Source organism: Streptomyces sp. NBC_00490 (genome assembly GCF_036013645.1).
Classification (GTDB): Bacteria; Actinomycetota; Actinomycetes; order Streptomycetales; family Streptomycetaceae; genus Streptomyces; species Streptomyces canus_F.
Genome location: NZ_CP107869.1, coordinates 218447 through 242306, shown reverse-complemented (window position 1 = coordinate 242306; position 23860 = coordinate 218447). Strand labels below are relative to the sequence as shown.

General features: G+C 69.9%; 17 protein-coding genes. 6 read left to right on the top strand and 11 right to left on the bottom strand.

Annotation, left to right across the window (positions count from 1 at the left end; translation table 11 throughout):
- Positions 1-26 precede the first annotated feature (26 nt).
- The 5 genes from OG381_RS01060 to OG381_RS49480 form a co-directional block, all read right to left on the bottom strand.
- On the bottom strand, positions 27-1559 hold the full coding sequence (locus OG381_RS01060) for an MFS transporter (protein ID WP_327714156.1): 1533 nt from the start codon (positions 1557-1559) through the stop codon (positions 27-29).
- Positions 1560-1891: 332 nt separating this feature from the next.
- Positions 1892-2362, bottom strand: coding sequence for a carboxymuconolactone decarboxylase family protein (locus OG381_RS01055; protein WP_327714155.1), 471 nt, complete (start codon positions 2360-2362; stop codon positions 1892-1894).
- Positions 2363-2446: 84 nt separating this feature from the next.
- Entirely contained in the window at positions 2447-3190 is a 744-nt protein-coding gene (locus OG381_RS01050; RefSeq protein ID WP_327714154.1) for an SDR family oxidoreductase, read from the bottom strand.
- A gap of 274 nt (positions 3191-3464) precedes the next feature.
- On the bottom strand, positions 3465-3827 hold the full coding sequence (locus tag OG381_RS01045; RefSeq protein ID WP_327714153.1) for a hypothetical protein: 363 nt from the start codon (positions 3825-3827) through the stop codon (positions 3465-3467).
- Positions 3719-4315, bottom strand: a complete 597-nt coding sequence (locus OG381_RS49480) for an FAD-binding protein (protein ID WP_443061853.1) — start codon at positions 4313-4315, stop codon at positions 3719-3721. Before OG381_RS49480 ends, OG381_RS01045 begins: the two co-directional genes overlap by 109 nt.
- A 216-nt stretch (positions 4316-4531) precedes the next feature.
- On the opposite strand from OG381_RS49480, the gene OG381_RS01040 reads away from it, so the two are divergent.
- Complete coding sequence (locus OG381_RS01040; RefSeq protein WP_327714152.1) at positions 4532-7312, top strand: helix-turn-helix transcriptional regulator; 2781 nt, start codon at positions 4532-4534, stop codon at positions 7310-7312.
- A gap of 663 nt (positions 7313-7975) precedes the next feature.
- Positions 7976-10183, top strand: a complete 2208-nt coding sequence (locus OG381_RS01035; RefSeq protein WP_327714151.1) for an FtsX-like permease family protein — start codon at positions 7976-7978, stop codon at positions 10181-10183.
- On the opposite strand, the gene OG381_RS49475 is transcribed toward OG381_RS01035, so the two are convergent.
- Both OG381_RS49475 and OG381_RS01030 read right to left on the bottom strand, forming a co-directional pair.
- Complete coding sequence (locus OG381_RS49475; protein ID WP_443061852.1) at positions 10174-10665, bottom strand: transposase; 492 nt, start codon at positions 10663-10665, stop codon at positions 10174-10176. The genes OG381_RS01035 and OG381_RS49475 overlap by 10 nt on opposite strands.
- A 304-nt stretch (positions 10666-10969) precedes the next feature.
- Positions 10970-11302, bottom strand: a complete 333-nt coding sequence (locus OG381_RS01030) for a type II toxin-antitoxin system PemK/MazF family toxin (RefSeq protein ID WP_327714150.1) — start codon at positions 11300-11302, stop codon at positions 10970-10972.
- 210 nt (positions 11303-11512) lie between these two features.
- Between OG381_RS01030 and OG381_RS01025 the strand changes: the two genes are divergently transcribed.
- Both OG381_RS01025 and OG381_RS01020 read left to right on the top strand, forming a co-directional pair.
- Entirely contained in the window at positions 11513-12751 is a 1239-nt protein-coding gene (locus OG381_RS01025) for an IS701 family transposase (RefSeq protein WP_327722357.1), read from the top strand.
- Positions 12752-13168: 417 nt separating this feature from the next.
- On the top strand, positions 13169-16108 hold the full coding sequence (locus OG381_RS01020; RefSeq protein WP_327714149.1) for a golvesin C-terminal-like domain-containing protein: 2940 nt from the start codon (positions 13169-13171) through the stop codon (positions 16106-16108).
- Positions 16109-16491: 383 nt separating this feature from the next.
- Here the strand turns inward: OG381_RS01020 and OG381_RS01015 are convergent, their stop codons facing one another.
- Positions 16492-19065 (bottom strand): FtsX-like permease family protein, encoded by a 2574-nt coding sequence (locus OG381_RS01015; RefSeq protein WP_327714148.1) that lies wholly within the window; start codon positions 19063-19065, stop codon positions 16492-16494.
- A complete protein-coding gene (locus OG381_RS01010; RefSeq protein WP_327714147.1) occupies positions 19065-19853 on the bottom strand; it encodes an ABC transporter ATP-binding protein in 789 nt (262 codons plus the stop codon). Before OG381_RS01010 ends, OG381_RS01015 begins: the two co-directional genes overlap by 1 nt.
- A 417-nt stretch (positions 19854-20270) precedes the next feature.
- Here OG381_RS01010 and OG381_RS01005 point away from each other — a divergent pair, with 417 nt between their 5' ends.
- Complete coding sequence (locus OG381_RS01005; RefSeq protein ID WP_327714146.1) at positions 20271-21512, top strand: sensor histidine kinase; 1242 nt, start codon at positions 20271-20273, stop codon at positions 21510-21512.
- A 37-nt stretch (positions 21513-21549) separates the two neighbouring features.
- Positions 21550-22236 carry a response regulator transcription factor gene (locus tag OG381_RS01000; RefSeq protein WP_327714145.1) on the top strand — a complete coding sequence of 229 codons (687 nt, stop codon included), beginning with the start codon at positions 21550-21552 and terminating at the stop codon, positions 22234-22236.
- Between the two features lie 157 nt (positions 22237-22393).
- Here the strand turns inward: OG381_RS01000 and OG381_RS00995 are convergent, their stop codons facing one another.
- Both OG381_RS00995 and OG381_RS00990 read right to left on the bottom strand, forming a co-directional pair.
- On the bottom strand, positions 22394-22723 hold the full coding sequence (locus tag OG381_RS00995) for an STAS domain-containing protein (RefSeq protein ID WP_327714144.1): 330 nt from the start codon (positions 22721-22723) through the stop codon (positions 22394-22396).
- Between the two features lie 462 nt (positions 22724-23185).
- Complete coding sequence (locus OG381_RS00990) at positions 23186-23800, bottom strand: Rv1733c family protein (RefSeq protein ID WP_327714143.1); 615 nt, start codon at positions 23798-23800, stop codon at positions 23186-23188.
- Positions 23801-23860 lie beyond the last annotated feature (60 nt).

The following is a 23860-nucleotide window of genomic DNA, read 5'->3' as shown; positions in this document are numbered from 1 at the left end:
CCGGCGGGGGCATCTCGGCGCTCGACCTAGTCGAGAGCCTGGTGATGGGCGAAGCGCGACACCAGCGGCGGCTCCATCAGCCAGCCGTGCGCCCGGCCGTGCCGTGCGTTGGAGGTGTCGGCGGTCTCGCGCAGCAGAGCAAACGCCATCGCTGCGCCGATGGCCAGCAGGCCCGCGCACAGGGGCATGGCCCGGTTGAAGGCCGTGTCGAAGGACTCGGGGGAGCGGTAGGCGTCCGGGCTCATGCCGACCAGCAGGGGCAGTGCGGCCACGGAGACCAGCCCGGCCGCGCGTGCGGCCGCGTTGTTGATCCCGCTGGCCAGGCCCGCGTCGGCGGCCTCGACCGAGGCCAGCAGAGTCACGCTCAGCGGCGCGACCATGATGACCATGCCCGTGCCCATCACCAGCAGGGCGGGCAGAACGTCGGCGAAGTAGGAGGCGTGTGCGCCCACCCGTGCCGTCATCAGCATGCCCGCCCCGCACACCATGGGGCCGGCGGTGAGCGGGATGCGCGGTCCCAGGCGTTGGGCGAGTGTCCCGGAACGGGCGGAGAACAGCAGCATCAGCACCGTGCTCGGCAACATGGCGGCGCCCGCCGCCAGTGCCGAGTAGCCGGCGACGAGCTGCAGTTGCAGGGCGGTCAGGAAGAAGAACCCGCCCAGCCCGGCGTAGACGCACAGGGTGATCAGGTTGATGGCCGTGAACGGGCGGGACGAGAAGATCGACAGGGGCATCATCGGGTCGCTGCTGCGCCGCTCCACCAGCAGGAACGCGGTACCGGCAGCGATGCTGCCCGCGGCCGCGGCAAGGGCGACGGTCCCGCCGGAACGGGCTTCGGTCAGCGCATAGGTGGCCAGAGCGAGTGTCAGCGCGCCTAGTGCCGCGCCGGTGAGGTCGAAGCCACGCCGGGAGGGGGTGTGGGCACTGGCCGCGACGGTGGGCTGCTGGGGCCTGCCGACGGACTCCGGGACGTGGCGCAGTGCCAGGGGCACGCACAGCAGCGCCGGAGGGATTGTGAGCAGGAAGGTCCAGCGCCAGCCGGGGCCGTCGACGAGCCATCCGCCGAGGAACGGCCCGAGTGCCGCCCCGATGCCGCCGAAACCGGACCACAGGCCGATGGCGCGCGGCCGGTCGTCCGGGTGGAAGGAGGCTTCGATGATTGCCAGTGAGCCGGGGGTGAGGAGCGCTCCGCCGACGCCTTGGAGCGCGCGGGCGGCTATGAGCGTGGTGGTGTCGGGAGCCAGTCCGCACAGCAGGGACGCTGCGGCGAACCAGATGATGCCCAGGACGAAGATGCGGCGTCGGCCGAAGCGGTCGCCCAGGGAGCCGCCCAGCAGGATGAGTCCCGCCAGGGTCAGCATGTAGGCGTTCACGGTCCACTGGAGTGCGGCGAGGTCGGCGTCGAAGTCGTCGCCGATGTGCGGCAGCGCGACGTTGGTGACGGTTGAGCCGAGCAGCACCACGCTGGAGCCGAGCACGGTGGCCATAAGGGTCCATCGGCCACGGGCGCTGGCGATGCGCAGGAAGGCCGGATTGCCCGGGGCGGGGGAGGGGTGCATGTCGTCTCCTTGGGACTGTGGGCCAGGAGGCGGCCGGTGCGTTCGTGCCGGGCAGCGGGTGCGGCGGGTCGGGTTTCTCGTGGACGCACGGGTGCGGTGCGTGGGTGGCGCGTCGCGTATGGGCCGGGGTGCGGTGGTTCAGGGGTGGCGCGTCTTGTTGGCCCGGGGTGCGGTGGTTCGCGGCTGGGCCTCGCGTGGGACCCCGGGGGTGGTGCGGATTGCGGTGTGGCGTCGTGTGGACGCGGGGGTGTCCGAGGGTCCGTCTCCCGCTCGGTGGGCCGGGGTGAGCGGGAGACGGACGGTGGGTGTCCGGCGGGGCCGGAGCGGGCGGGTCAGCCGAACATGCCCGGCTTGTAGTCGCCGGCGGGCTGCTGGTTGATGACGTTGATGCGGTTGTAGGCGTTGATGATCGCGATCAACGAGATCAGCGCGGCGAGCTGGTCCTCGTCGTAGTGCTTGGCGGCGTTGGCCCAGGCCTCGTCCGACACCCCGCCCGCCGCGTCGGCGATGCGGGTGCCCTGTTCGGTGATCTCCAGCGCCGCGCGCTCCGCGTCGGTGAAGACGGTGGCCTCGCGCCACGCGGCGACCAGGTGCAGCCGCTGCTGGTCCTCACCCGCGGCGACGGCGTCCTTGGTGTGCATGTCGGTGCAGAACCCGCAGCCGTTGATCTGGCTGGCCCGGATCTTCACCAGTTCCTGGGTGGCGACGGGCAGCGCCGAGTGCACAGCGGCCCCGGCCGAGTTGAGGTGCTTCATGACCTTGCCCGCGAGAGCGTTGCCGAAGTAGTTGATGCGCGCGTCCATGTAGGGATCCTGAGAGTCGAGTGATGGGAGGTGAACTGACGTGATGTCGCTGCGATTTCGGGGCCGTGGGCGCCGTGCTCGCCGTTACTGCTTGCTGCTCCAGTCGGCGAAGTGCGTCTCGCCGAGCTGTGCGTCGGGGCCGGGCAGCAGGTCGGACTCCTTGAGAGCGGCGCCCCAGTAGAGGCCCTTCGGGTCCGTCACGACGGTGCGGGGGTCGTTGTGGGCCGCAAGGCCCTGGCGGATGAAGTCCTCCAGGGTGAAGGTGTCGGGGCCGGCGACCTCGACGATTGCGTTGACCGGAGTGCCGACCGCCGTGCGGCCGACGGCCGCGGCCACGTCGCCCGAGAAGATGGGCTGGATCTTGATGGGGGCGACGGACACCGTGTCACCGGTGGTCGCCGAGTCCGCGAGGGTCTTGGCGAACTCGAAGAACTGCGTGGCGTGGACGATCGAGAACGGCACTCCGGAGTCCCGGATCATGTCCTCCTGGACCTGCTTGGCCTGGAAGTAGCCGGCCTGCTGGAGCCGGTCGGTGCCCACGACGGACAGAGCCACGTGGTGCGTGACGCCGGCGGCGGCCTCCGCGGCGAGCAGGTTGGTGGTGGAGGCGCGGAAGAACTCCATCACCGCGTCGTCGTCGAAGGAGGGGGAGTTGGAGACGTCGACGACGACGGAGGCGCCCTTCAGGATGTCGGCCAGGCCTTCGCCGGTGACCGTGTTGACTCCGGTGTTCGGGGAGGCTGCCACCGCCTCGTGACCGTGTTCGTTGAGCTTGGAGACGACCTTGGAACCGATGAGTCCGGTGCCGCCGATCACTACGACCTTCATGGACTTTCCCTTCACTGATCTCGCACGGTGCCCGGTGGGTCTGCGGCGACCTCGTCCACGGCACCGGCCGCGATGGCTCGTACCCTCCTGACCGGGCGGCCCTGGAATCTGTGACAAGGCGGCGCACAAAGACTTCGCGCCGCTGTCGATCGGCCCTCAGACGGCGGGTCCGGCATCGTCGGACGCGCCGCGCCACGGCTCGGTGATCCGGTCGGGGTGGGATACAACGGTGTGCCGCGCACACCGTTCGTCGCGGACCACACCATGGGGTCCGTCAGGGCGGGCGCGGTGCCGGGGCGGTCGGACCGGTGGTGGCAGCCCCGGGGACTGAACCGCTCCCGAGCGCACTGGAGGGTTGCCCGGGTGGGGGCACGGCGGATCTGAGGTCGTAGGCGTGCGCCAGGTCCGAGAAGCTGCCGATGTCGATGTGCACACCGATGTCCGCCGTCCGGGTCTCGATCTCGTCGAGTGCGGTCAATCCCGCGACGAGACTGGCCTCGTCCCGGACCACGTCGGCGTGGTCCGTCATCAGGCGCCGTACCGCGCGCTGCAGAGCGCGGGCGTGGTGGTCGTCGTCGGCGGCCACCAGGCGGAGCACGTCGGCTTCCGCGGCGCAGGTCGCGGCCGGTGGTGGCATGGACCGATGCGTGTGGCGGAGTACTCCACCGCGGCGCGCCCGGCGATCCGCCCGTGGGCGCGGGGTTCTACGAGAGGGTCCTCTTCCGGCCGGTGCGGGCCGCCGACCGCTTCCCGACCGAGAAGAGCCCGTCCACGTCGGTGCCGTGGTCCTCGGCCCTGACTCAGATGCCGCCCAGGGAGATGCGGCGGTCGGGGCGACCTCGACGGGGTCGTGGGCGATGTCGAGCATCTGCAGTTCCAGCAGCGTCCGGTGCAGTTGTGGCAGCCGCGCCAGGACCGTGTCACCGGGCAGGCGGGACAGGTCCGGGCCGGTGAGCCGTGTGGTGGACGTGCTGTCGGTGCGGCCGGGGCGTCTTCGCGGGCCCGTTGGGTGACCACGACGACCGCGACACCGGCATCGGCGGCTTCGATGGCCGCTCGGAGGCCTGACGCACCGCTTCCCACCACGAGGACAGACGTGGTGAGCTGGTGTCCGAGAGAAGACATGGGGCCTCCTACGACAGCGAACGGACGGGATCATTGGTTGGGAGCGACCGGACAGGCCCCCGATTTGTGACAACCTCAGCGTGTTTGCGGGCGTGGAAGTAGTCACACGGTCTGTCCGCACCGCGGGGGAGGAGCCGTGGGTATCGTGACAAGGATTCTTCCGAACACCGCTGTGGGAGCACTGTTCCCCCGGATCCCGCCGAGGAGCCGAGTCGCATGATCGCCAGCCCGCTTCCCGCTCTGGTCGGCCGGCAGCGTGAGTGCACGGCGCTCGACAACCTGCTGACCGGCCTCCGGGCCGGCGGCTCCCGCGTCATGGTCGTCCGGGGCGAGGCGGGCATCGGCAAGTCGGTGCTGCTGGAGTACGTGGCTGCGCAGGCGTCCCGGGTGCAGGTGACCTGGGCGCGCGGTGTCGAGGCCGACATGGAGCTCCCTTACGCGAGCCTGCACCAGGTGTGCGCGCCGTTCCTGGACGGTGTCGAAGAACTGCCGCAACCCCAATGTGGCGCCCTGCGCGTGGCATTCGGGACGGCGGTCGGCGATCCGCCCGACCGTTTCCTGGTCGGTCTCGCCGTTCTGACCCTGCTTACCCGCGCCTCGGAGACCCGGCCGGTGCTGGTGCTGGTGGACGACGCTCAGTGGCTGGATCAAGTGTCGTTGCAGACACTTGAGTTCGTCGCCCGGCGACTGCTCGCGGAGCCGGTCGCCATGGTGTTCGCGGTCCGCGACCCCGAGGGGCAGTCCGCGCTTGCGGGCCTGCCGGCGCTGCAACTCAGGGGACTTGACGCCGCTTCGGCCGGTGAGCTCCTGGAGGGAGCTGTGGGGGGACGGTTGGAGGAGCGGGTCCGGGACCGGTTCGTGGCCGAGACACACGGCAACCCGCTGGCGCTGCTGGAATTCTCCCGCGGCCGCAGCGCCGCCGAACTGGCCTACGGTGTCGACGCGTCGAGTGCCCCGGTCGTCCAAGGGCCGGTGGCCGGCCGAGTCGAGCGTGATTTCGCCGGGCGGCTCGCTGCGCTGCCGCCCGCGACCCGCACCCTGCTGCTGATCGCTGCGGCGGAACCGGTGGGCGACGTGCGCCTATTGATCCACGCGGCCGCTTCCCTCGGTATCACTCCGGACACCGCACCGGCCAAGGCAGCCGGCCTGATCGAGTTCGGCGAGCCCGTACGGTTTCGGCACCCGCTGGTCCGTTCGGCGGTCTACCACGGAGCCGAGCCGGAGGATCGACGTGCGGTGCACCGGGCCCTGGCCGAGGCCACGGACCCCCTCCTGGACCCTGACCGGCGCGCCTGGCATGCCGCGCAGGCGGCCGACGGGCCGGACGAGGAGGTCGCCGCAGGACTGGAGCAGGCCGCCGACCGCGCCCGGCAGCGCGGGGGCATCGCGGCCGAGGCGGTTCTGCTGGAACGCGCGGTGGAGGTGACGCCCGATCCCTGGCCGCGAGGGCGCCGGGCACTTGCGGCCGCCGAGGCGCACTTCTCGGCCGCCGCGCCCGAACGGGCCACGGAATTGGCCGCGGTGGCCGACCTGTATCCCCTCAGCGTCCTGGACCAGGCCCGCCTGGCACGCCTGCGGGCCAGAATCCTGTTCGCCCGCAGTCGCAGCGACGAGGCGGCACCACTGCTCCTGAACGCGGCGGCACAGTTCACCGCGGCCGGATCTCCCCTGGCGCGGGAGACGTACCTGGAAGCGATCAGTGCGACCATCTTCGCCGGCCGGGTCCATGGTCCGACAGGCGCCCGCGCCGCGGCGATCGCGGCCCGCGCGTCCGGGGCGCCCTCCTCGGGCTCCAAGGCCGCCGACGCCCTCTTGGACGGTGTGGCGGCCCTGCTCGCGGACGGCCCGGAGACGGCCGTCCCGGCCCTGCGCGAGGCACTCGACCTGCTCGAGCACGAAGAGCTCCGCACGCGGGAGGCGACGGTACGGTGGCTGCTGCTGGCCCCCGTCGCGCTTGAGTCGTTCATCCACTGGGCCTGGGACCTGCATGCCTGGGACACACTCTCGACTCGCGCAGTGCGTCTGGCCCGCGACATCGGAGCACTCGGCAGCCTGCCACCGGCTCTGATCTACGCGGGCGGGGTCCACATCCACTACGGCGACTTCGCCGAGGCCGACCGGATGATCGACGAGGCCGACGCGATCGCCACCGCGACCGGCCACGCCCCGCACAAATACGCCACGCTCGTCCTGGCCGCGTGGCGGGGTGAGGCGGATGTCGCCGCCGGCATCATCGAAGAAGCCAGAGAGCGCGCCGCGCAGCGGGGCGAAGTATCCCTGCTCGGTGCCATGGGCTACATCCAGGGCGTGCTCTTCAACGGACTGGCCCGCTACGAAGAGGCGATCGAGGCCGCCCGCACCGGTATCGAGCACGACGGGTTCAACTTCACCGGTCTGTCGCTGGTCGAACATGTGGAGGCCGCGACACGTTGCGGTGAACTCGACCAGGCCCGCGCCTCGTTGGCCCGCCTTACCGAACTCACCCGCGCCGCCGACTCCGGGTGGGCGCGGGGTGCGAGCGCACGCAGTGAGGCGCTGCTGGCCGACGGTGAGGCGGCCGACCGCCTATACCGCACGGCGATCGAGGAATTCGGCCGCGGCGGCGTTGTCGTGGAGGTGGCACGCACCCACCTGCTGTACGGCGAGTGGCTGCGGCGCGCACAGCGCCGCGCGCAGGCCCGCGAGCATCTGCGCACGGCCTACGACATGTTCGTCGCGATGCCGGCTCACGCGTTCGCCGAACGGGCCCGCCGTGAGCTGATCGCCACCGGCGAGCAGGTGACCGCGCGAGAGGCTACACCGGCGAACGCTCTCACCCCGCAGGAGTCGCAGGTCGCAGCGCTCGCCGCCGACGGCATGACGAACGCGCGGATCGGTGCGGAGCTGTTCATCAGCCCCCATACCGTGGAATGGCACCTGCGGAAGGTCTACGTGAAGCTGGGCATCAGCTCCCGTCGGGCCCTGCCGGACGTCCTCGACAGCGCACGGGCACGGTGAGTTGGAACCGACAGCCATCACGAATCCGGGGGCCGCGCACCTATGGGTGACGGCATACAGTGCCTAGTTCTGGTGCACCCGGTCCAGCCGCACCGAGTCGGTCAGTGCCTCGCGCAGGCGGAACGAGGTCGTCGGCCTCGTCCCACCTCATGATGGGCGACGGGGAAGGGCAGCGCCGGCGGTCGCTGGTCCCAGCTGCCGATCCGGTCCCGATCATGACGGCGCGCCAGGAACCCGTGCCCCGGTCCACGGGCGTACACGAGACGGGGAGTGGGTGATCCTCGCTGTCCCGGCCGGAGGTCTTTTGTGGACTGGAATTGGTGACGCGATGGGGTGTCGTCGGACGGGAGTCGTCCGCCCCATCAGTGAGAGTGTGACACGTTGTACGACGATGCATGGGTACCGTGTACTCGACTATGCGCACAGCGTATAGTCGACCTGGGTATCGCAGATGGCGTTCGCCCCTTCCGCTGCCCACGCCTGAGCCGCGAGACGGCACCCTGTCCCCAGTCGTACGAGAGGAACATTGTGAGCCCACCTGCACGTCGGAGCCTCGGAGGTCTCCGCGCGCTCGCCTTCGGAGCTCGACTCGCACTCTTCGGCGGGCGGAACAGTGCGATCCGCACCTCCCTTACAGCGGTCGGAGTGGGGCTGGGTGTGGCAATGTTGCTGTTCGCCGCGTCGGTGCCGACCGCCAGACACCACCGGGACCAGCGGATCCACCACCGTATTGATGTCAACCTCAGCGACCGCGCCATCACGCGCTCGGATCACACTGTTCTTATCAAGGACATCGACACCGTGTTCCGGGGCGAGAAGATCAGAGGGCGCCTGGTGCAGCCGGAGGGCCCCGCGGCACCGCTGCCGCCCGGAGTCCAGCGCTACCCACGCCCCGGTGAGATGGTCGTATCTCCTGCACTGCACAAACTGCTGTCCGCACCGGGAAACGGCCTGCTGCGCGAGCGTCTCGCCCATCCCATTGCGGGTGAGATCGGCGAAGCAGGTCTGCTCGACCCGGGCGAGCCCGCCTTCTATCTGGTCGCGAACCGCATGGCGACCGATGCAGGGCAAACGCGACGGCTCGACCACTTCGGTAAGGCCTACGCGAAGAAGCCCCTTCCCCCCGAGCTGGTCCTCCTCTGCATCGCAGGAATCGTCGTACTGCTCCTCCCCGTCGGTGCCTTCATCGCCGCGGCCGTACGGTTCGGTGGTGAGCGACGGGACCGGCGGCTGGCCGCCCTGCGCTTGGTCGGTGCGAACCGCGGGACGACCGCCACCATCGCAGCAGGCGAAGTCGCGCTCAGCACACTGGCAGGTATCGCCCTGGGTGCGATCCTATTTATCACGGGACGTCAGTTCGCAGGAACGGTTCAGATAGAGGGCCTCGGTGTCTTCACGGAAGATCTCACGCCACAGCCGCTGCTGGCGGCGCTCGTGGTCGTCGCCGTACTCACGCTCTCCCTCGGCATCACACAACTGTCGATGCACAAGGTGGCCGTAGAGCCCCTTGGAGTCGTACGGAAGTCCGGCAGCTCCTCGCGACGCCTGTGGTGGCGAATAGTACTTCCCCTGCTCGGACTGATTTTGCTGCGGATCTCCGTGCGCAGCCCTGCCGACCTGCACGGCACCTCCGGTGTTGTCCTGGTGGTCATCGGGATGCTCTCGCTGCTCGTCGGAGTCACCGCGGTGCTGCCCTGGGCCGTGGAACGCCTCACCCGGCTGTTCGGCGGCTTCGGCCCGGTGTCTTGGCAACTGGCCCTACGTGGCCTGCAGTTGAACGGCGACTCCGCCACCCGCTCGGTCAACGGAATCGCGGTTGCCGTGGCAGGGGCCGTGGCCCTGCAGACCCTCCTCACCGGACTCTCCCAGAACCCGGTGGACAGCACCGCCCGAGGGGCACGCGGCCCCTCCGCCTCGACACGCGTTGCTATCGCCCGCCTCGACGACGGCGGGACGCGAAGGGCGAAGTACGCCCCGGTACTCGCCACGACTCCTGGCGTCCGACGGGCGATTGAGTTCAAGGAGGTGTCGGTGAGCCCCTTGAACGGTGGGTTCCCTCAGGTTGTCCTCATCGCCGACTGCGCTCATTTGCGCCTGCTGGCACAGTTGCCTTCCTGTTCGGACGGGGACGCCTTTCTCACCGCTCCTCCGTCCACGGACACCATGCCCGACATGACCACTTGGGCGGCCGGCATGAAACTGCGCATGGACATGTATGGCCCCCGCTGGACAGTGCCGGACATCACCGCAAGCGTCCGTGCGACCCCCGCCTATCCGGCAGCGGTTTCCTCTGAACGGACCCTGCTGGCCACGCCCCGGGCGGCCGGACAGACCGCCATCGCACACGCCGTCAGCACGGTCGGCCTCACCTATGCGACCGGTTTCAAAGACGTGCAGGATCACATCCGCACCGCAGCAGCACGGCTCGACCCGGCCTTCAGCGTCGACTTTCCTGGAAAGTCCCAGGGCGACCCTGCCCTCGACGGAGTCAGGCGGGCTCTGCTGGCCGGGGTAACCGCCGTGCTGGGACTGATCGCAGCGAGCATGCTGCTCGGTGCGCTCGAACAGGTCCGCGAGCGCGCACGGGTCCTGTCCGTACTCGTCGCGTTCGGCACGCCCCGTCGGACGCTCGCCACATCCGTCCTCTTGCAGTCCGTACTCCCCGTCGGACTTGGTTTGCTCGTGGCGGAGTCGATCGGGACGGCCCTGGGCAGCACGCTGCTCGATCTCGCCGGAAGGCCTGTGACGCACAACTGGAGCACCCTAGTGGCCATAGCCGGCATCGGGGCGGCCGCCTCGATCGGTGTCGCCCTGTTGACCCTGCCGGCATTGTGGCGTTCGACGCGACCGCAGGGACTGCGTCACGAGTGAATCGCTCCCCCGGCCGCGTCACGTGTAAGGCGACCGGGGGAGGGTGCCTTCGGGAGCCCGAACGCCAGCCGGCCCCGGATTGTGGAAGACGGCGATGATCCTCGCTCCGGAGGACAGTCATGGCCGCAGAGCGCCGGCCGCGCTCCAGGTGGGTGGGAGCGCGGAATGCGCTGCGCCGCGTCGGTGGCCAGCAGCACGCTCTGGCTGTCCACGGCGGCCGCACTGGGAGTGGGATCACGGCCGAGCTGTGCCCGCTCGCGTTCCCGCAGAGCCATCAACATCACTTCCCACACGCCCTCTTGCTGCCACCGCCGCCAGTAGTGGTAGACCGTCTGCCCGGGCGGCAGTTCATGCGGCAGCAGTCTCCAGGCGCACCCGGCCCGCCACCAGTACACCAATGCGTTCAGGATCTCCCGTCGTGTGTGTTTTGCCGGCCGTCCACGGGCCTGACCCCCGGAACCAGCGGACAGAAAATCGCCCACTCCGCATCGGGCAGATCCGTCGAGTAACGGGTACGCAGCCCGCACACCCCAGCACCCGAAAGCACGTCACCTCCCCGCTACCAGACGACTTGCCGCTGACAGGCTTTGCAGGCGCCCTATAGCGGCGCAAGCCCGCCGGAGAAAGAGGGCTCCGCGACCCTGCTGAAGGAGGTCTGCCGAGTCGCTTAGTACTCCAGCCGTAGATCGTGATCTTGTCACTGGGGGCGCCGCTGATATGGCGCGGCCACCATTGACCATCTCGACGAGACCGGCCGCGCCATCGGCGGCGTCCATCCCTCTCTGCCTACTTGAGTCCACCGAGACGAAGGGCATCCTCGATCTCGCTGAGCTTCGCGGACGGCAGGACGCCCGCCTGCCCGGTCAGGTCTTCCCTGGCCAGGGTGACCAGCCAAGTGCAAGGGATGAGGTCGGGACGTGGAAGTGCGACTCTCAGGACGCCTTCGAGAGGCAGTCCTTCGGGGGCACCTACTGCCAACTCAACGGCCACGCCGCTGAGATCGGTGCCCGCGGGAGCGACGACCTGCATCGCCAAGAAACCGGACGCCTCTTCTCCCGACAGCAGTACGACTGCCCGCTGCTCGTTGAAATCTGCCCACCAGACTTCGCCACGTCGCATATGTCCTCCTGATACGGGACGGTGCGCCTGCGTCGCCCCTTCGACCGCCGCCTACTCCAGGCACAGATCGTAATGTTGGCTGGTCAGGGCCGACGATAAGACGGCTGCGGCCACCGTTGATCATCGTGAGTTGTGTGGACTGACGAAGAGACGGTGGCCGCAGGTCACAGCATAGAACCCGCCCGTTGGCGGGACGCGTTCGAGGGTCTGATGGGCCGGATCGCGGGGCGCTTCGCGCGGGTCGAACCCCGGCGCAGGGCGGCGCGGTTGGTGCTCGGTCTATTGGCCGACCTGCCACGCAAGAACTGCTGGACAATCGCGGAGTGGGCCGGCGAGACCACTCCGGACGGTATGCAGCACCTGTTGGGCCGGGCCAAGTGGGATGCCGATGCGGTACGCGATGACGTACGGGAGTACGTGGTGGAGCATCTGCACGACGACCGGGCGGTACTGGTGGTCGACGAGACCGGGGACGTGAAGAAGGGCACCAGCACGGTCGGGGTGCAGCGCCAGTACACCGGCACCGCTGGCAGGATTGAGAACTCCCAAGTCGCTGTCTATCTGGTCTACGCGGGTCAGCGCGGCCACACCGCCGTGGACCGGGAACTCTACGTTCCGCGCTCCTGGACTTTGGACCCCGACCGCTGCCGGGCTGCGGGCCTGGACGAGGACACCGTCTTCGCGACCAAGCCGGAGCTGGCCACTCGTATGGTCGCCCGGTTCCTGGACGCCGGCCATCAGGCTGCCTGGGTGGCGGGGGACGAGGTCTACGGCGGCAACCCGAAGCTGCGAACCGCACTGGAGGAACGCGACACCGGCTACGTCCTCGCGGTGGCCTGCTCGCACGAAGTCACCACCGGTGCAGGGAAGTTCCGTGCGGACATCTTGTCCAAGAAGGTGCCCAAGCGGGCCTGGCAGAAGCTATCGGCAGGGGCCGGGGCCAAGGGGCACCGCTTCTACAACTGGGCAGTCATCGACCTCGCCGACCCCCGCCCCGGGAGTCGTCAGCTGCTGATCCGCCGTAACCGCAGCACCGGTGAACTCGCCTACTACCGCTGCTACTCGCCCGCGTCCGTGCCGTTGGCCGTGCTGGTCAGAGTCGCTGGATCAAGATGGCGGGTGGAGGAGTTCTTCCAATCCGGAAAGGGCCTGGCCGCACTCGACGAGCACCAGGTTCGCCGCCGTACCTCCTGGTCCCGCTGGGTCACCCTCGCCATGCTCGCTCACGCCTTCCTCGCCGTCGTCCGCGCCGACGAACACGCCCGCCATCCCGCCCCGGACGAGCTGATCCCGCTCACCTGCAACGAGATCCAGCGACTGTTCACGACGCTGATCGTCCGGCCCGTGCACGATGCAGCCCACCGGCTCCGCTGGTCCGCCTGGCGCCGCCGCCACCAGGCCCGAGCCCAGGCCAGCCGTTACCGCCGACAAGCCGCGAATCAGACATGAAGATCACGATCTACGGCTGGAGTATTAGTTGTGGGCGGCGAGGACCGCGGCGACTTCATCACGTGGATCGCCCGGGTGTCGGGCCACAAGGGCCCGGTCGCGAAGTAGCCCGACGGCGGCTCAGCCGACGGTGCAGGGGCCGATTCTTGAGTTCCGTGCAATGAACGAGTCAAGCATTCGGTAAATAATGGGCAGTTGGGCGGGAAATGAGAATCACTCTCCACACCTGGTGTGAATTTCGTGAATACCGCTCGGTAACACCCCTTGTTCTCCTTGTGCGTACACATCGGATTGATAACTTCCGCTTCGTCGGCCTGGGGGAGCCATAGAGGTCGGCATCCGAACTGCACAAGTGAAAACGGACTAAACACCTTGCGCGTTTCTCGTAAACATTCAGGTGGAAGGCACCGCTGGCGGGTGCCGAAGAGCCGACGTGGCCGGATAGCCGCGGCCGGCGGTCTGTCCATGCTGGCGATGGCGCTCGTCGCACCGCTGGCATCGGCAGCCCTGACTTCCTCCTCCTCCGACCCGGCCGTCCCGACACCGGCGGACCACGTCACCGACACCTCCCAACTGCCCCCCGGGTGGCAGAAGTCCGGCGACCGCATGGTCACCTACGACGGCGACGCCACCGGACTGCACGTGCTGGTCGCCGACGCCGCACACGCCTACAAGTGGCGCACCGCCGCCACCCTCTCCGAGCCGGGCATCGACACAGACCAGTGGATCGGCCAGACCTGCGTGACGGGCTCCGGCGACCGCGCGGTCGTGGTCTACGCGCCCCGGCAGGCCGTCAACGACCAGGAGAGCTTCCAGCGGCGCGCGTTCGCGGCCGTGGTCGACCTGGCCGACGGCAAGGTGACCAAGCTGCCGGAGCTGGTCTCCCTCGCCTACTTCAACCCCGGCTGCGGCGACGGCGAACAGGCCGTGCTCTCCCGGCCGCAGGGCGACGGCACACAACTGCTGACCGTCGACGCCCGGCAGGGGCGGCTGGTACGCCAGCAGGCCGTGCCCGGTCAGTTGACCTCCGCCGTGCCTCTCGGGAACAAGATCGCGGCGGCCTTGGGCAACTCCGTCCTCTCGGTGGACGCCCATGGCGACACCAGCACTCTGGCCCGGACCGCGGGAACACCGTTCCGGCTGGTGCCGGACGCACACAGCGGCCTGGCCTACCAGGTCCCGGCCGGGAAGAAGACGCAGGTCCACCGGGTCACCTCGGCAGGCTCCGACAAACTGCTCGGCTCCGGCGCCCTCGGCGCGCTCGCGGTGCGCGGCACCGGCGGCCGGGTCTACCTCACCGGGAAGGACGCGCAGGACGCCGTAACGGAATCCGCCCTGCCGAAGAGCTGGAAGGCGCTGGACGTCCCGGCCACCGCCGAGGTCTCCACCACCGGCACGCTCGCCCTGACCGCCGTCGGCAGCGGCACCGAGGCGGCGGGCGGCAAGAAGGCCTCCGCCGGCACCGCGCGGCCCGTTGGCATCGACGCCGTCCTGTCCGGCACCGGTGCCACCCTCGGCTTCCGGGTGAAGCCCAGGGCGCCGGAGCAGGCCCAGGGCGACGAGCAGTCCCCGGCCCTGTCGGACGGGATGCACACGGACGGCATCACCCCGGAAGGCACCACCGCGTCCCCCGCTTCTTCCGACGACGGCCCGGCGACCACCACCACCGACCCGGACCGGGCCTGCGCGGTCACCCGCAACGACCCGAAGCTGCAGTCGCTCCAGCCCTCCGCCGCCATGGTCGAGTGGGCTGCAGACCTCGCCGTACAGGGCAAGCTGGACGTGCGGCGGCGCGCCGGATGGAACGGCACCGACCTGGCGTCCTACACCCCGCAGGGTCTGTTCCCGTCCCACGAGCTCAAGGGTGGCGGCCGGGTGCCCGCGCAGATCATGCTCGGTGTCCTCGCCCAGGAGTCCAACCTGATCCAGGCCACCTCCCGGGCGACGGCCGGCGAGAGCGGCAACTTCACCCAGGGCGGTTACTACGGCAACGGCGGTAGCGTCCACACCGTCAACTGGGCCGCCGCCGACTGCGGTTACGGTATCTCCCAGGTGACCAGCGGCATGGCGAAGTCGGACACCACCTACACCGCCGAGCAGCAGCAGGCGATCACGGTGGACTACGCGGCCAACATCGCCGCCGGTCTGCAGATCCTCCAGGACAAGTGGAACCAGCTCTACGACAAGGGCGTTCTCGCAGGCGGCGGTGACCCGAAGTACCTGGAGAACTGGTGGTTCGCGCTGTGGGCCTACAACAGCGGCCTCAACCAGCCCGATTCCTCCGACTCCGCCGCTCCCTGGGGCCTGGGCTGGTTCAACAACCCGGCCAACGGCATCTACCCGGCGGACCGGAAGATGTTCCTGTCGTCCGGCTATGACGACGCCCGCACCCCCAACCTGTGGTCCTACCCGGAGCGGGTCCTGGGCTGGGCGGCCTACTCCCAGCAGAAGACCGACCCGGCCACCGGCACCACCGGCAAGGCCTTCGCCGTCGGCCGCTGGCCCACCGGCAGTGCGCCGGACGCCGAACCCGCGCACGACACCTTCTGCAAGCCCGCCGGCAATGAATGCGACATCTCCAAGCCCCGCAAGGTCGAGGGATCCAGCCAGCCCGAGGGCCCCTGCCAGCGGGACGACTTCAAGTGCTGGTGGCACCAGCCGGTGTCGTGGACGGACTGCGCCACGACGTGCGGCACGGAGGTGCTGAAGTATCAGGCGGGTGACCCGGAACCGACGCTCACCCCGGTCCACCCGGCGGCCTGCACCTCCGCCCTCCCGCCGAACGCCCTGATCGTGGACGACGTGCCCAACACCGTGAAGTTCCGGGTCGGAGCCACCAACCCCTGCGCGAGCAAGAGGAACTGGGTGAGCCGGGGCACCCTGGAGTTCACCTTCGGCTCCGCCGAGCAGAACGGGGCGACCGTCTACCCGTCGAAGATCGACTTCCATCAGCTCGGTGCGGGCTTCGGCGGCCACTTCTGGTTCACGCACACCCGGGTGGCCGACCTCACCGACTCGGTCGTCACCGGCACCTGGACGCCCGACCGCGAGATCAAGGGCTGGGCCCGGGTGATGGTGCACCTGCCCGACCACCAGGCCGACACCGACCAGGCGACGTACCACATCGACCTCGGTGACGGCACGGTCGTGGACAAGACGATCTCTCAGGACACCGGCGGCAAGAACACCTGGGTCTCGCTGGGGTCGTACGAGTTCCACGGCACGCCGAGAGTCTTGCTGAGCTCGCACACCGCGAACGGCACCGGCGACGACTCGATCGCCTGGGACGCCCTGGCCTTCGAGCCGCTGCCCGGCAAACCCTCGGACGCGGTGACGCCTTCGCCGTCCGCGTCGTAGCAGTCACTCCCTCGTTCCCGGACAGGCACGCCACTGTCCGGGAACGAGCGTGAGGTCCCCGTACGGCCGGGCTGACAGGGAGCATCGTGACGGAGCGTACGCCTAGCTGCGCAACCCGAAGGGGCGGGGAACCACGCTCCCGCCGTCCCGCCGCCCCGCCGCCCCGGCGGGCGCGGGCGGCACGTGACCGACGCGTCGGTCACGGCGGCACGCAGGAGAAGGGGGTGGCCAGCAACAAGGGCCGTGACGGCGTTGTGCAGCAGGCGCGGCAGGTGGAGGCTGGTGAGGCAGCCCCGAACCGGCGTGGACCCCCGACCTGGTACATGCCGCAGGGGAGCGCACGCTATCAGTCGGCCCCTCCCCGGCGACCACTCGTCACTCCGTCAGTCCTTCGTCCCGATGGCGTCCACCGGCCGGGCACGGAGCATCAGGCGGCTGGGCAGCAGCGCCCCGGCCACCGCCAGCAGACCCGTCGTGCCGACGATCGCGAGCCAGCCCGGCACCGGCACCGTGGGCATCGGCCCGCCAGTCAGGGCGAGCGCAACCAACGCCAGCGGGGGAGCGGCGAGGAGTGTCCCCAGGACCGCTCCCACGATCACCACCGCGGCGCTCTCCCGGCGCACCATCCCGAGCAGTTGCGCGCGGGTGGCACCGGTCAGCCGCAGCAGGGCGAACTCCCGTTGCCGCGAGGCGGTGTTCATCGCCTGGGTGTTGACGACGGTGAGCGCGGTGTAGGCGATGATCAGCCCCACCACCACGTAGTTCACCCACGCCATCGCCCTCTGCTCGGCCACCAGATCGTCCGCGGCTAGGGCGCCGCTCAGTGCCGTACCCGGGTATGCGCGAGCCAGCGTGGAGAGCTGATCCGCGACATCCCCGGACCGGGACCCGGACCGGACCAGTACCGAGTGGTCGACCCCCGCGGTGGTATGCGACAGCAGCAGGTCGTGGTCGAAGGTGAGGTCAGCGAAGCCGAGCCCCCGCCCGTACACGGCGATCACCTTGCCCGTGAAGGGTGTGCCGTCGCCGAGATACAGGTGAGCCCGGTCCCCGACGCCGAGCCCGAGCCACGAAGACGCCGTCGTGCTGAGGGCGACCGTGTCCGGAGCGAGGTCCGCAAGGTCGCCTTCGCGGGCGTCCAGGTCGACCGTGGCGGACAGGGCGGACGGCTGCAGGCCCTGCGCGGTCAGGGACACGGTTTCCTCCGTACCGAGCAGGGAGCCCACACCCACGGCCCTGGAACGGACGACCCCGGTGGCGGCCGACACGCCCGGCAGCGCAGCGGCCCGGCGTGCCAGGTCCGGGGACACGCCGGCGGCGGAGGTCAGCACCTGGTCGGCCATCGTGCCCGAGCGGATCTCCTGAGCGGACCTGTCGAGTTGGGTGGTCTGGGTGAAGACGACGGTCGCGGCGAAGGACACCGCCAGGATCAGCGGGGTGACGGCCGCCGCCGTCCGGGCGGCGTGCGCGCGGGAGTTGGCCGCCGCGAGCCACCCGGCTACGCCGGTACGCAGCATCAGCGGGGCCAGCAGAGCGGTCGCGGCGCGCGTCAGTACCGGCCCGAGGACCGCTGCCGCCATCACGAGCACCAGGACCAGCGAATTGGCCATTCCGACCAGGGTCATGAAGTCGGTGCGGTAGGCCAGGCCCAGGCCCAGTACGGACACCGCCAGAGTGAGCAGGACCCCGCCGGCCACCAGCCGTCCGCGGCCCAGACGGTCGGGCTCGGCCGCCGCCTCCCGCAGCGCCTCGGTTGGGCGGATGCGCGCCGCACGCCGGGCGGCGAACCAGGCGGCTCCCATCGCGGTCAGGACGGTGGCCGTCACAGCGGTGAGGAAGGGCAGCGGTCCGATCACCGGCTGGAAGTCCGGGGGCACGATGCCGCGTCCGGCGAACTGGCCGCTGAGCCAGGACACGACGCCGACACCGAGCGGGCAGCCCAGCACCCCTGCGGTCAGGCCGGCCAGGGCGGACTCCGCGGCGATCATGCGATGCAGCTGCCCCGGCGTGGTGCCGATCGCGCGCAGCAGAGCCATCTCCCGCCGTCGGTGCCGGATGGCGAGCGACGTCGTCGCGCAGAGGACGAAGACGGCCACGAGCATGACGTTGCCGCCGATCGCGGTGGCGAGCTCGACCAGGGCTGCCGCGCCGACCGCCACGTCGGTGAACTCCGCCTCGCCTCGCCCGCCGCCTGTGTACACGGACGCGTTCGTGTTCTTGAGCGTCTTCTCGATCTGCTCGGCGACCGGCCCCGTCGGTGTCCCGGGAGCGGTGAGCACACCGAACGCGTCGACGGACGTGCGCGAGGCCGGAGCCAGTTTCTCGACCGCGGCCGTGGAGGCGAAGAGCACCGACTGCCGCGGGGTGCGGCCCCTGTCCAGGGTCACGAGGCCGGTGACCTCGAAGGTGAGGGGCGTGGCCGTCGACATCAGCCGGACGTCGTCGCCGACGCGCAGGCCGGCGCGTTCGGCGAGGTCGGCGTCCAGGACGACTTGGCGGGACGTCTCGGGGCGGTGCCCCGCGGTGAGATGGTAACCGCCCAGGACACGGCTCTCCCATGTGTGTGCCTGGGGTACGGCGCCGTTCGCTCCGGTGACGGAGCGGCCCCCCGCCAGCAGACGCACCGTGGCACGGCGGTCGGGCACGACCGAGGTGACGCCGTCGATTGCGGCGATGGCATCGGCCAGGGATGCGTCGAGACGGGACCGTTCAGGAAGGGGCTGCGCGCTTCGGTAGAGGGACCCGTCCGCGGACTTGACCTCCAGCTCCGCGGACGGGCTCGCGGCCACGATGACCGGTGCCTTGTCGTACCGTTCCGGCGGAAGTGCGGAGCGCAGCCCCGATTCGAGGAGCACCCCGCAGGCGCTCACCACGGCCGCCGCAAGCAGCAGGGCGGTGAACGTCGCGGCGAAGGCACCTGCGCGCGACCGCAGGGTGGCCAGGGCGAGACGGAGCATCAGTACGCCCTCCGCAGCTCGCTCATGACGCTCTTGACCCGAGCCACGGAGGGTGCCTCGACGCAGTCGACCATTCGGCCGGCGGCCAGGAACAGCACCCGGTCCGTGCGCTGCGCAGCGGCCGGGTCGTGGGTGACCATGACCACGGTCTGGTGCAGGTCGGTCACCGCCTGCCGGAGCAGGTCGAGTATCTCCTCGGCCGTGTCGGGGTCCAGTGCGCCCGTCGGCTCGTCCGCGAAGATCACCTCGGGGCGGGTGATGAGGGCTCGCGCGATGGCGACACGTTGTTGCTGGCCCCCGGAGAGCTCGGCGGGGCGGCGTTCCAGCAGTCCCGCGAGACCCACGGCGGCTGCGATGCCGCCCAGTGCTCCCTTCTCGGCCTTGGTACCGGCCAGTCGCAGGGGGAGGGTGATGTTCTGTTCCACGGTCAGGGAGGGCAGCAGGTTGAAAGCCTGGAAGACGAACCCGACACGGGTCCGCCGGAACGTCGTGAGCTGCCGCTCCGCGAGGTCCCCGAGGTTCTGTCCGCCGAGTTGCACCACCCCGGACGTCGGCTGGTCGAGTCCGGCGGCACAGTGCAGGAAGGTGCTCTTCCCCGAGCCCGAGGGGCCCATGACGGCGGTGAACGTGCCAACGCCGATGCCGGTACTGACCTGATCGAGCGCGACGACCGCGGACGGGCCGCTGCCGTAGGCCTTGGTTACCTGCGTCAGACGTACGGCACTACGGGCGGAGTCGATTCCGATGGGCGCGGCGGGCGGTGTTCGGCGGCTGCGTGCTCCGAGCATGTGGGGACCTTTGATCGGTTCGGTCAGTGGTGCTCACAGTCCATCGCCGTTGCGCGGCAGGATCCTCCGTCTCGGCGGCTATACGGCGGCTCCGCCACGCAGATGAGAGGGCGGGCCGGCTCCGCCGTACGGAGGAGCCGAGCACTCCAGGATCCGACCAGGGTCGACGGCGTCAGCACGTGGGATTTTCGCGCGGAGCGGTGCACCCTCATCTACGGACTGGTGGAGCCTCCTTCCCGGCTCGCCGCAGTCGTCGACGGTCCCGTCCCCGGCTCCGCGGTCCGACCCGCTCCGGGCCGGTTCGGCGAGCGACACCGGTCCTCCCTCCTGAGAAGGAGGCACCAGGAAGGAGAGGGGGCCGGTCGGCTCCACCCCAGGTACGGCGGTCCGGCGCTGGTGCCGCTCTAGGCTTGCACCATGAAAGCGATCAGGTCCCTGGCCGGCCACGGCATACCACCCGCGGTGACCGATACGGGACTGGCCCTTTTGGCGGTCGCCGGCTGCCTGGCGCTGCCCGAGGCCGTTCCGGCGGGCGACCAGGCACTCCGCACACCTGACGCCTGGTGGCTCGGCCTCGTACTGCTGACCGCTGTGCCGCTCGCCGTGCACCGTCACGTACCGCTGGTGAGTCTGCTGATCACGGCGTCGGCGGCGACCGCGTTGCAGGGTCTCTCCTATGTGCCGCAGGTGGCCGGACCGCAAGGCACCTCGATCGGCCCCACCTATCTGGCTGTCGCCGCGGCCGTGTTCCTCACGGCGGTTCGTCGGGGACCCTGGCTCACGACCGTCGTCGCCGGTGTGTTCGTGCCCCTCGACGCACTGACCGAAGCGCTGCTCGCACCGGCCGGACACCGGCTGGCTGCGTTCGTCACCGTGGCCGTCCTGCTGCTGGCGGCCTGGGCGTTCGGCCGGCTTGCGAGGGCTCGTACCGCGATCCGGGACGAGGCCGTGGAACGCGCGGCGGCGCTGGAACGGGAGCAGGCCGCCAACGCACGGGCGGCGGTGATGCACGAGCGGGCGCGCATCGCCCGCGAATTGCACGACATCGTCGCGCACAACGTGAGCCTGATGGTCGTACAGACCATCGCCGCCGACCGCGTGCAGGACCGTGCTCCGGAGAAGGCCCATGAGCTGCACGCGACGGTCGAGCAGACGGGCCGGGACACCGTGACGGAGCTGCGTCGGCTGCTGGATGTGTTGCGCACCGAGGAGGAAGAGGAGCGGCACGACCCCTCCAAGGAGCCACCGCAGCCGACCGTCGACGCCGTGCCCTCGCTGGTCGACTCCGTACGGGCCACCGGTCTGGACGTCGATTTCGCTGTGTCAGGTGCACCGCTCGCCCTGCCGGCCGGGACCCATCTGACGGCCTACCGCATCGTTCAGGAAGCGCTGACCAACACGATGAAGCATGCCGGTCCGACCCGTGCTCGGGTTGACCTCGTCTGGGAGGACCAGCCGGCGCGGCTCGCCATCCGGATCTGCGACGACGGCGCGGTTGGCGTCGCGCCGGGAGTGCGGGACGCCACGGTGGTCGCGCACGGCGCCGGTCACGGGCTGGTGGGTATGCGGGAGCGGATCGCCGCGGTGGGCGGGACGCTGCACACGGGCCCGCGCCCTGGGGGCGGCTACTGTGTGCACGCCGTGCTGGACCTGGCGTGATCCTTCCTACGATCCTTTGACGAGAGAACTGAGTCGAATGCGTCCCATCAGCGTCCTGTTGGCAGACGATCAGCCCATGATCCGGACGGGCTTCCGGCTCATTCTGGAGGCTGAGGGGGGTATCGAGGTCGTGGCGGAGGCGTCCGACGGCCGGGAGGCCGTCACGGAGACCGCACGGTTGTCTCCCGATGTCGTCCTCATGGACATCCGGATGCCCCACATGGACGGCGTGGAAGCGACCGAGCTGATCGTCCGCAACAGCCCGTCGAGCCGCGTCATCGTCCTCACCACCTTCGATCTGGACGCACATGTCGTGGATGCGCTGAGGTCCGGCGCGAGCGGCTTCCTGGTGAAGGACGGGCCGGCCGACTCGCTCGTCGAGGCGATCCGGACGGTGGCAACCGGGGACGCCGTACTGGCTCCCCGGGTCACACGGCGGCTGCTGGACCGCTTCGCCGCTATGCCCTCGCAGAGCACTCCGTCACCGCCGCCTCGCCTGGACGCACTGACGGTCCGTGAACTGGATGTCCTGCGCACACTGGCCCGGGGACTGTCGAACGCCGAGATCGGGCGTGAACTGGGGATCGGTGAGACGACGGTGAAGACCCATGTCGCGCACATCCTGGACAAGTACCAACTGCGCGACCGGGTGCAGGCTGTGGTGCTCGCGTACGACTGCGGCCTCGTGACACCCCGCACCACATCCGCGACCGACGCTGGCTGACGGCACCCCCGGCACGACGACGCGGCCGGGGAACCGCCTCATGGCGTAGGGGCATGCCTTGGCGGAAGTGAGCACTTGTGAGCAGCCCGAGGGTGCGCTTCGGACGATCACGGCACTCCAAGAGGGAACGGCGAGGTCGGGTACAGCCACTCGGCACTCAGCCGCCGAAGACCGCTTGGGCGTCGGCGACGGTGTCGAACACTCGCAGGACGTGATCCGCTCCAGTCATCTGGAGGGTCCGCCGCAGCGGCGCGGGCACGCACGCCAGCACCAGCACCGCCCCGATCGCATCCGCCTGCCGCCGCGCTCCGAGCAGCTCGTTCAGCCCGGCCGAGTCGCAGAACGATACTTCGGCCAGGTCCAGTACGAGGAAGCGGCCTCCGCGTGCGATCAGTTCCTTGAACCGCGCCCGGAACCACGGAGTGCTCTGGTAGTCCATCTCGCCGCTGACCCGCGCCACCAGGCAGCGGCCAGAGACGATCGTCACGACCGAAAGATCAGCCACAACGCTCTCCCCACCGACAGGTTCTGACAGCGTGCCGCCGACTCTCACCGGATCGGCGTCATCAGCTCCCCGGCCATCCCGAGGACCACAGCAACAGTCACACATGCCGCAGCACACGCCAGCAGCATCAAGCGAAACCATTGACCGCGAGCACCCGTGACCGGTTCGTCCCGCACCGGCGCGGCGTGCCAGTGCGTCTCCAACAGGGCCGCATGCGGCGGCGATTCTTCGTTCCGTGTCTCCACGCTCTTCCAACGCTGCTTGCCCGGGCAACGACACGGCACCCGTGATCACGCGCACAGCATCTTCAAGAGCGCCGGCACAGGACAGTACGAGTGAGGGGTGGCCGCTGGGGCAGCAGGTTCTGAAGCTGATCCAGCCAATTTGCTCGGTTGCATGCTGCAACAGGCCGGCCACCCCCTGAGCGCCGTGGGGCCAAGCGGATCAGGGATACGTGGTCCACCGCTGAGCGGTAGCTGGCCAGGCAGCGTCCCACTGGGCGAGGTTGCGACGCTCCAGTCGGCGGGTGGCGTAGCCGTATGCGGCGGCGCCGAGGAGGGGAACAGCCATGGTGGCAAGGACGGCGCAGCCCATGGTGTGGTTACGGACTTGTTCCGTGGTCAGGGGCGGGTCGGTGATCTTTCCGTCAGCGGTGGCCCAGACACGGACGGTGCTGCCAGCGATCAGGGCGGGTTCGACGTCGGTCTTCGCGGTGCGGGCGTGTCCTTGGAGGTCGGTGAAGCGGACGGTCGCCGGGTACAGGGCCCTCTTCGCCTCGTCCGATCCCGGTTCCGGGTGGCGGGGGGCGTCGTGGATCAGTGTGGCGGGAAGGTGGTGTCGGGTGGCGGCTTGGTGCCGGGCGGTCTCCTTGTAGTGACGGTAGGCGGTGTCGCCGACCAGGAACATGGCGGCGGGGGCGCCGGCTAGGACAGTCAGGAACAGGCCAACGGCAATCCATGCCTGCACGAGATCCGTGCGACGGCGCAGGGGGTTGCGCCACAGGAGGACGCGCGGGGGTTCTTCGGGGGGCGGTTGTGCCAGGGGTATTTCGCCGTCCACGGGCTTCTCCTTCCGCGTGAGCATGGCAGCGTCGCCGGGCGCAGCCGGAGACGGTGGGTC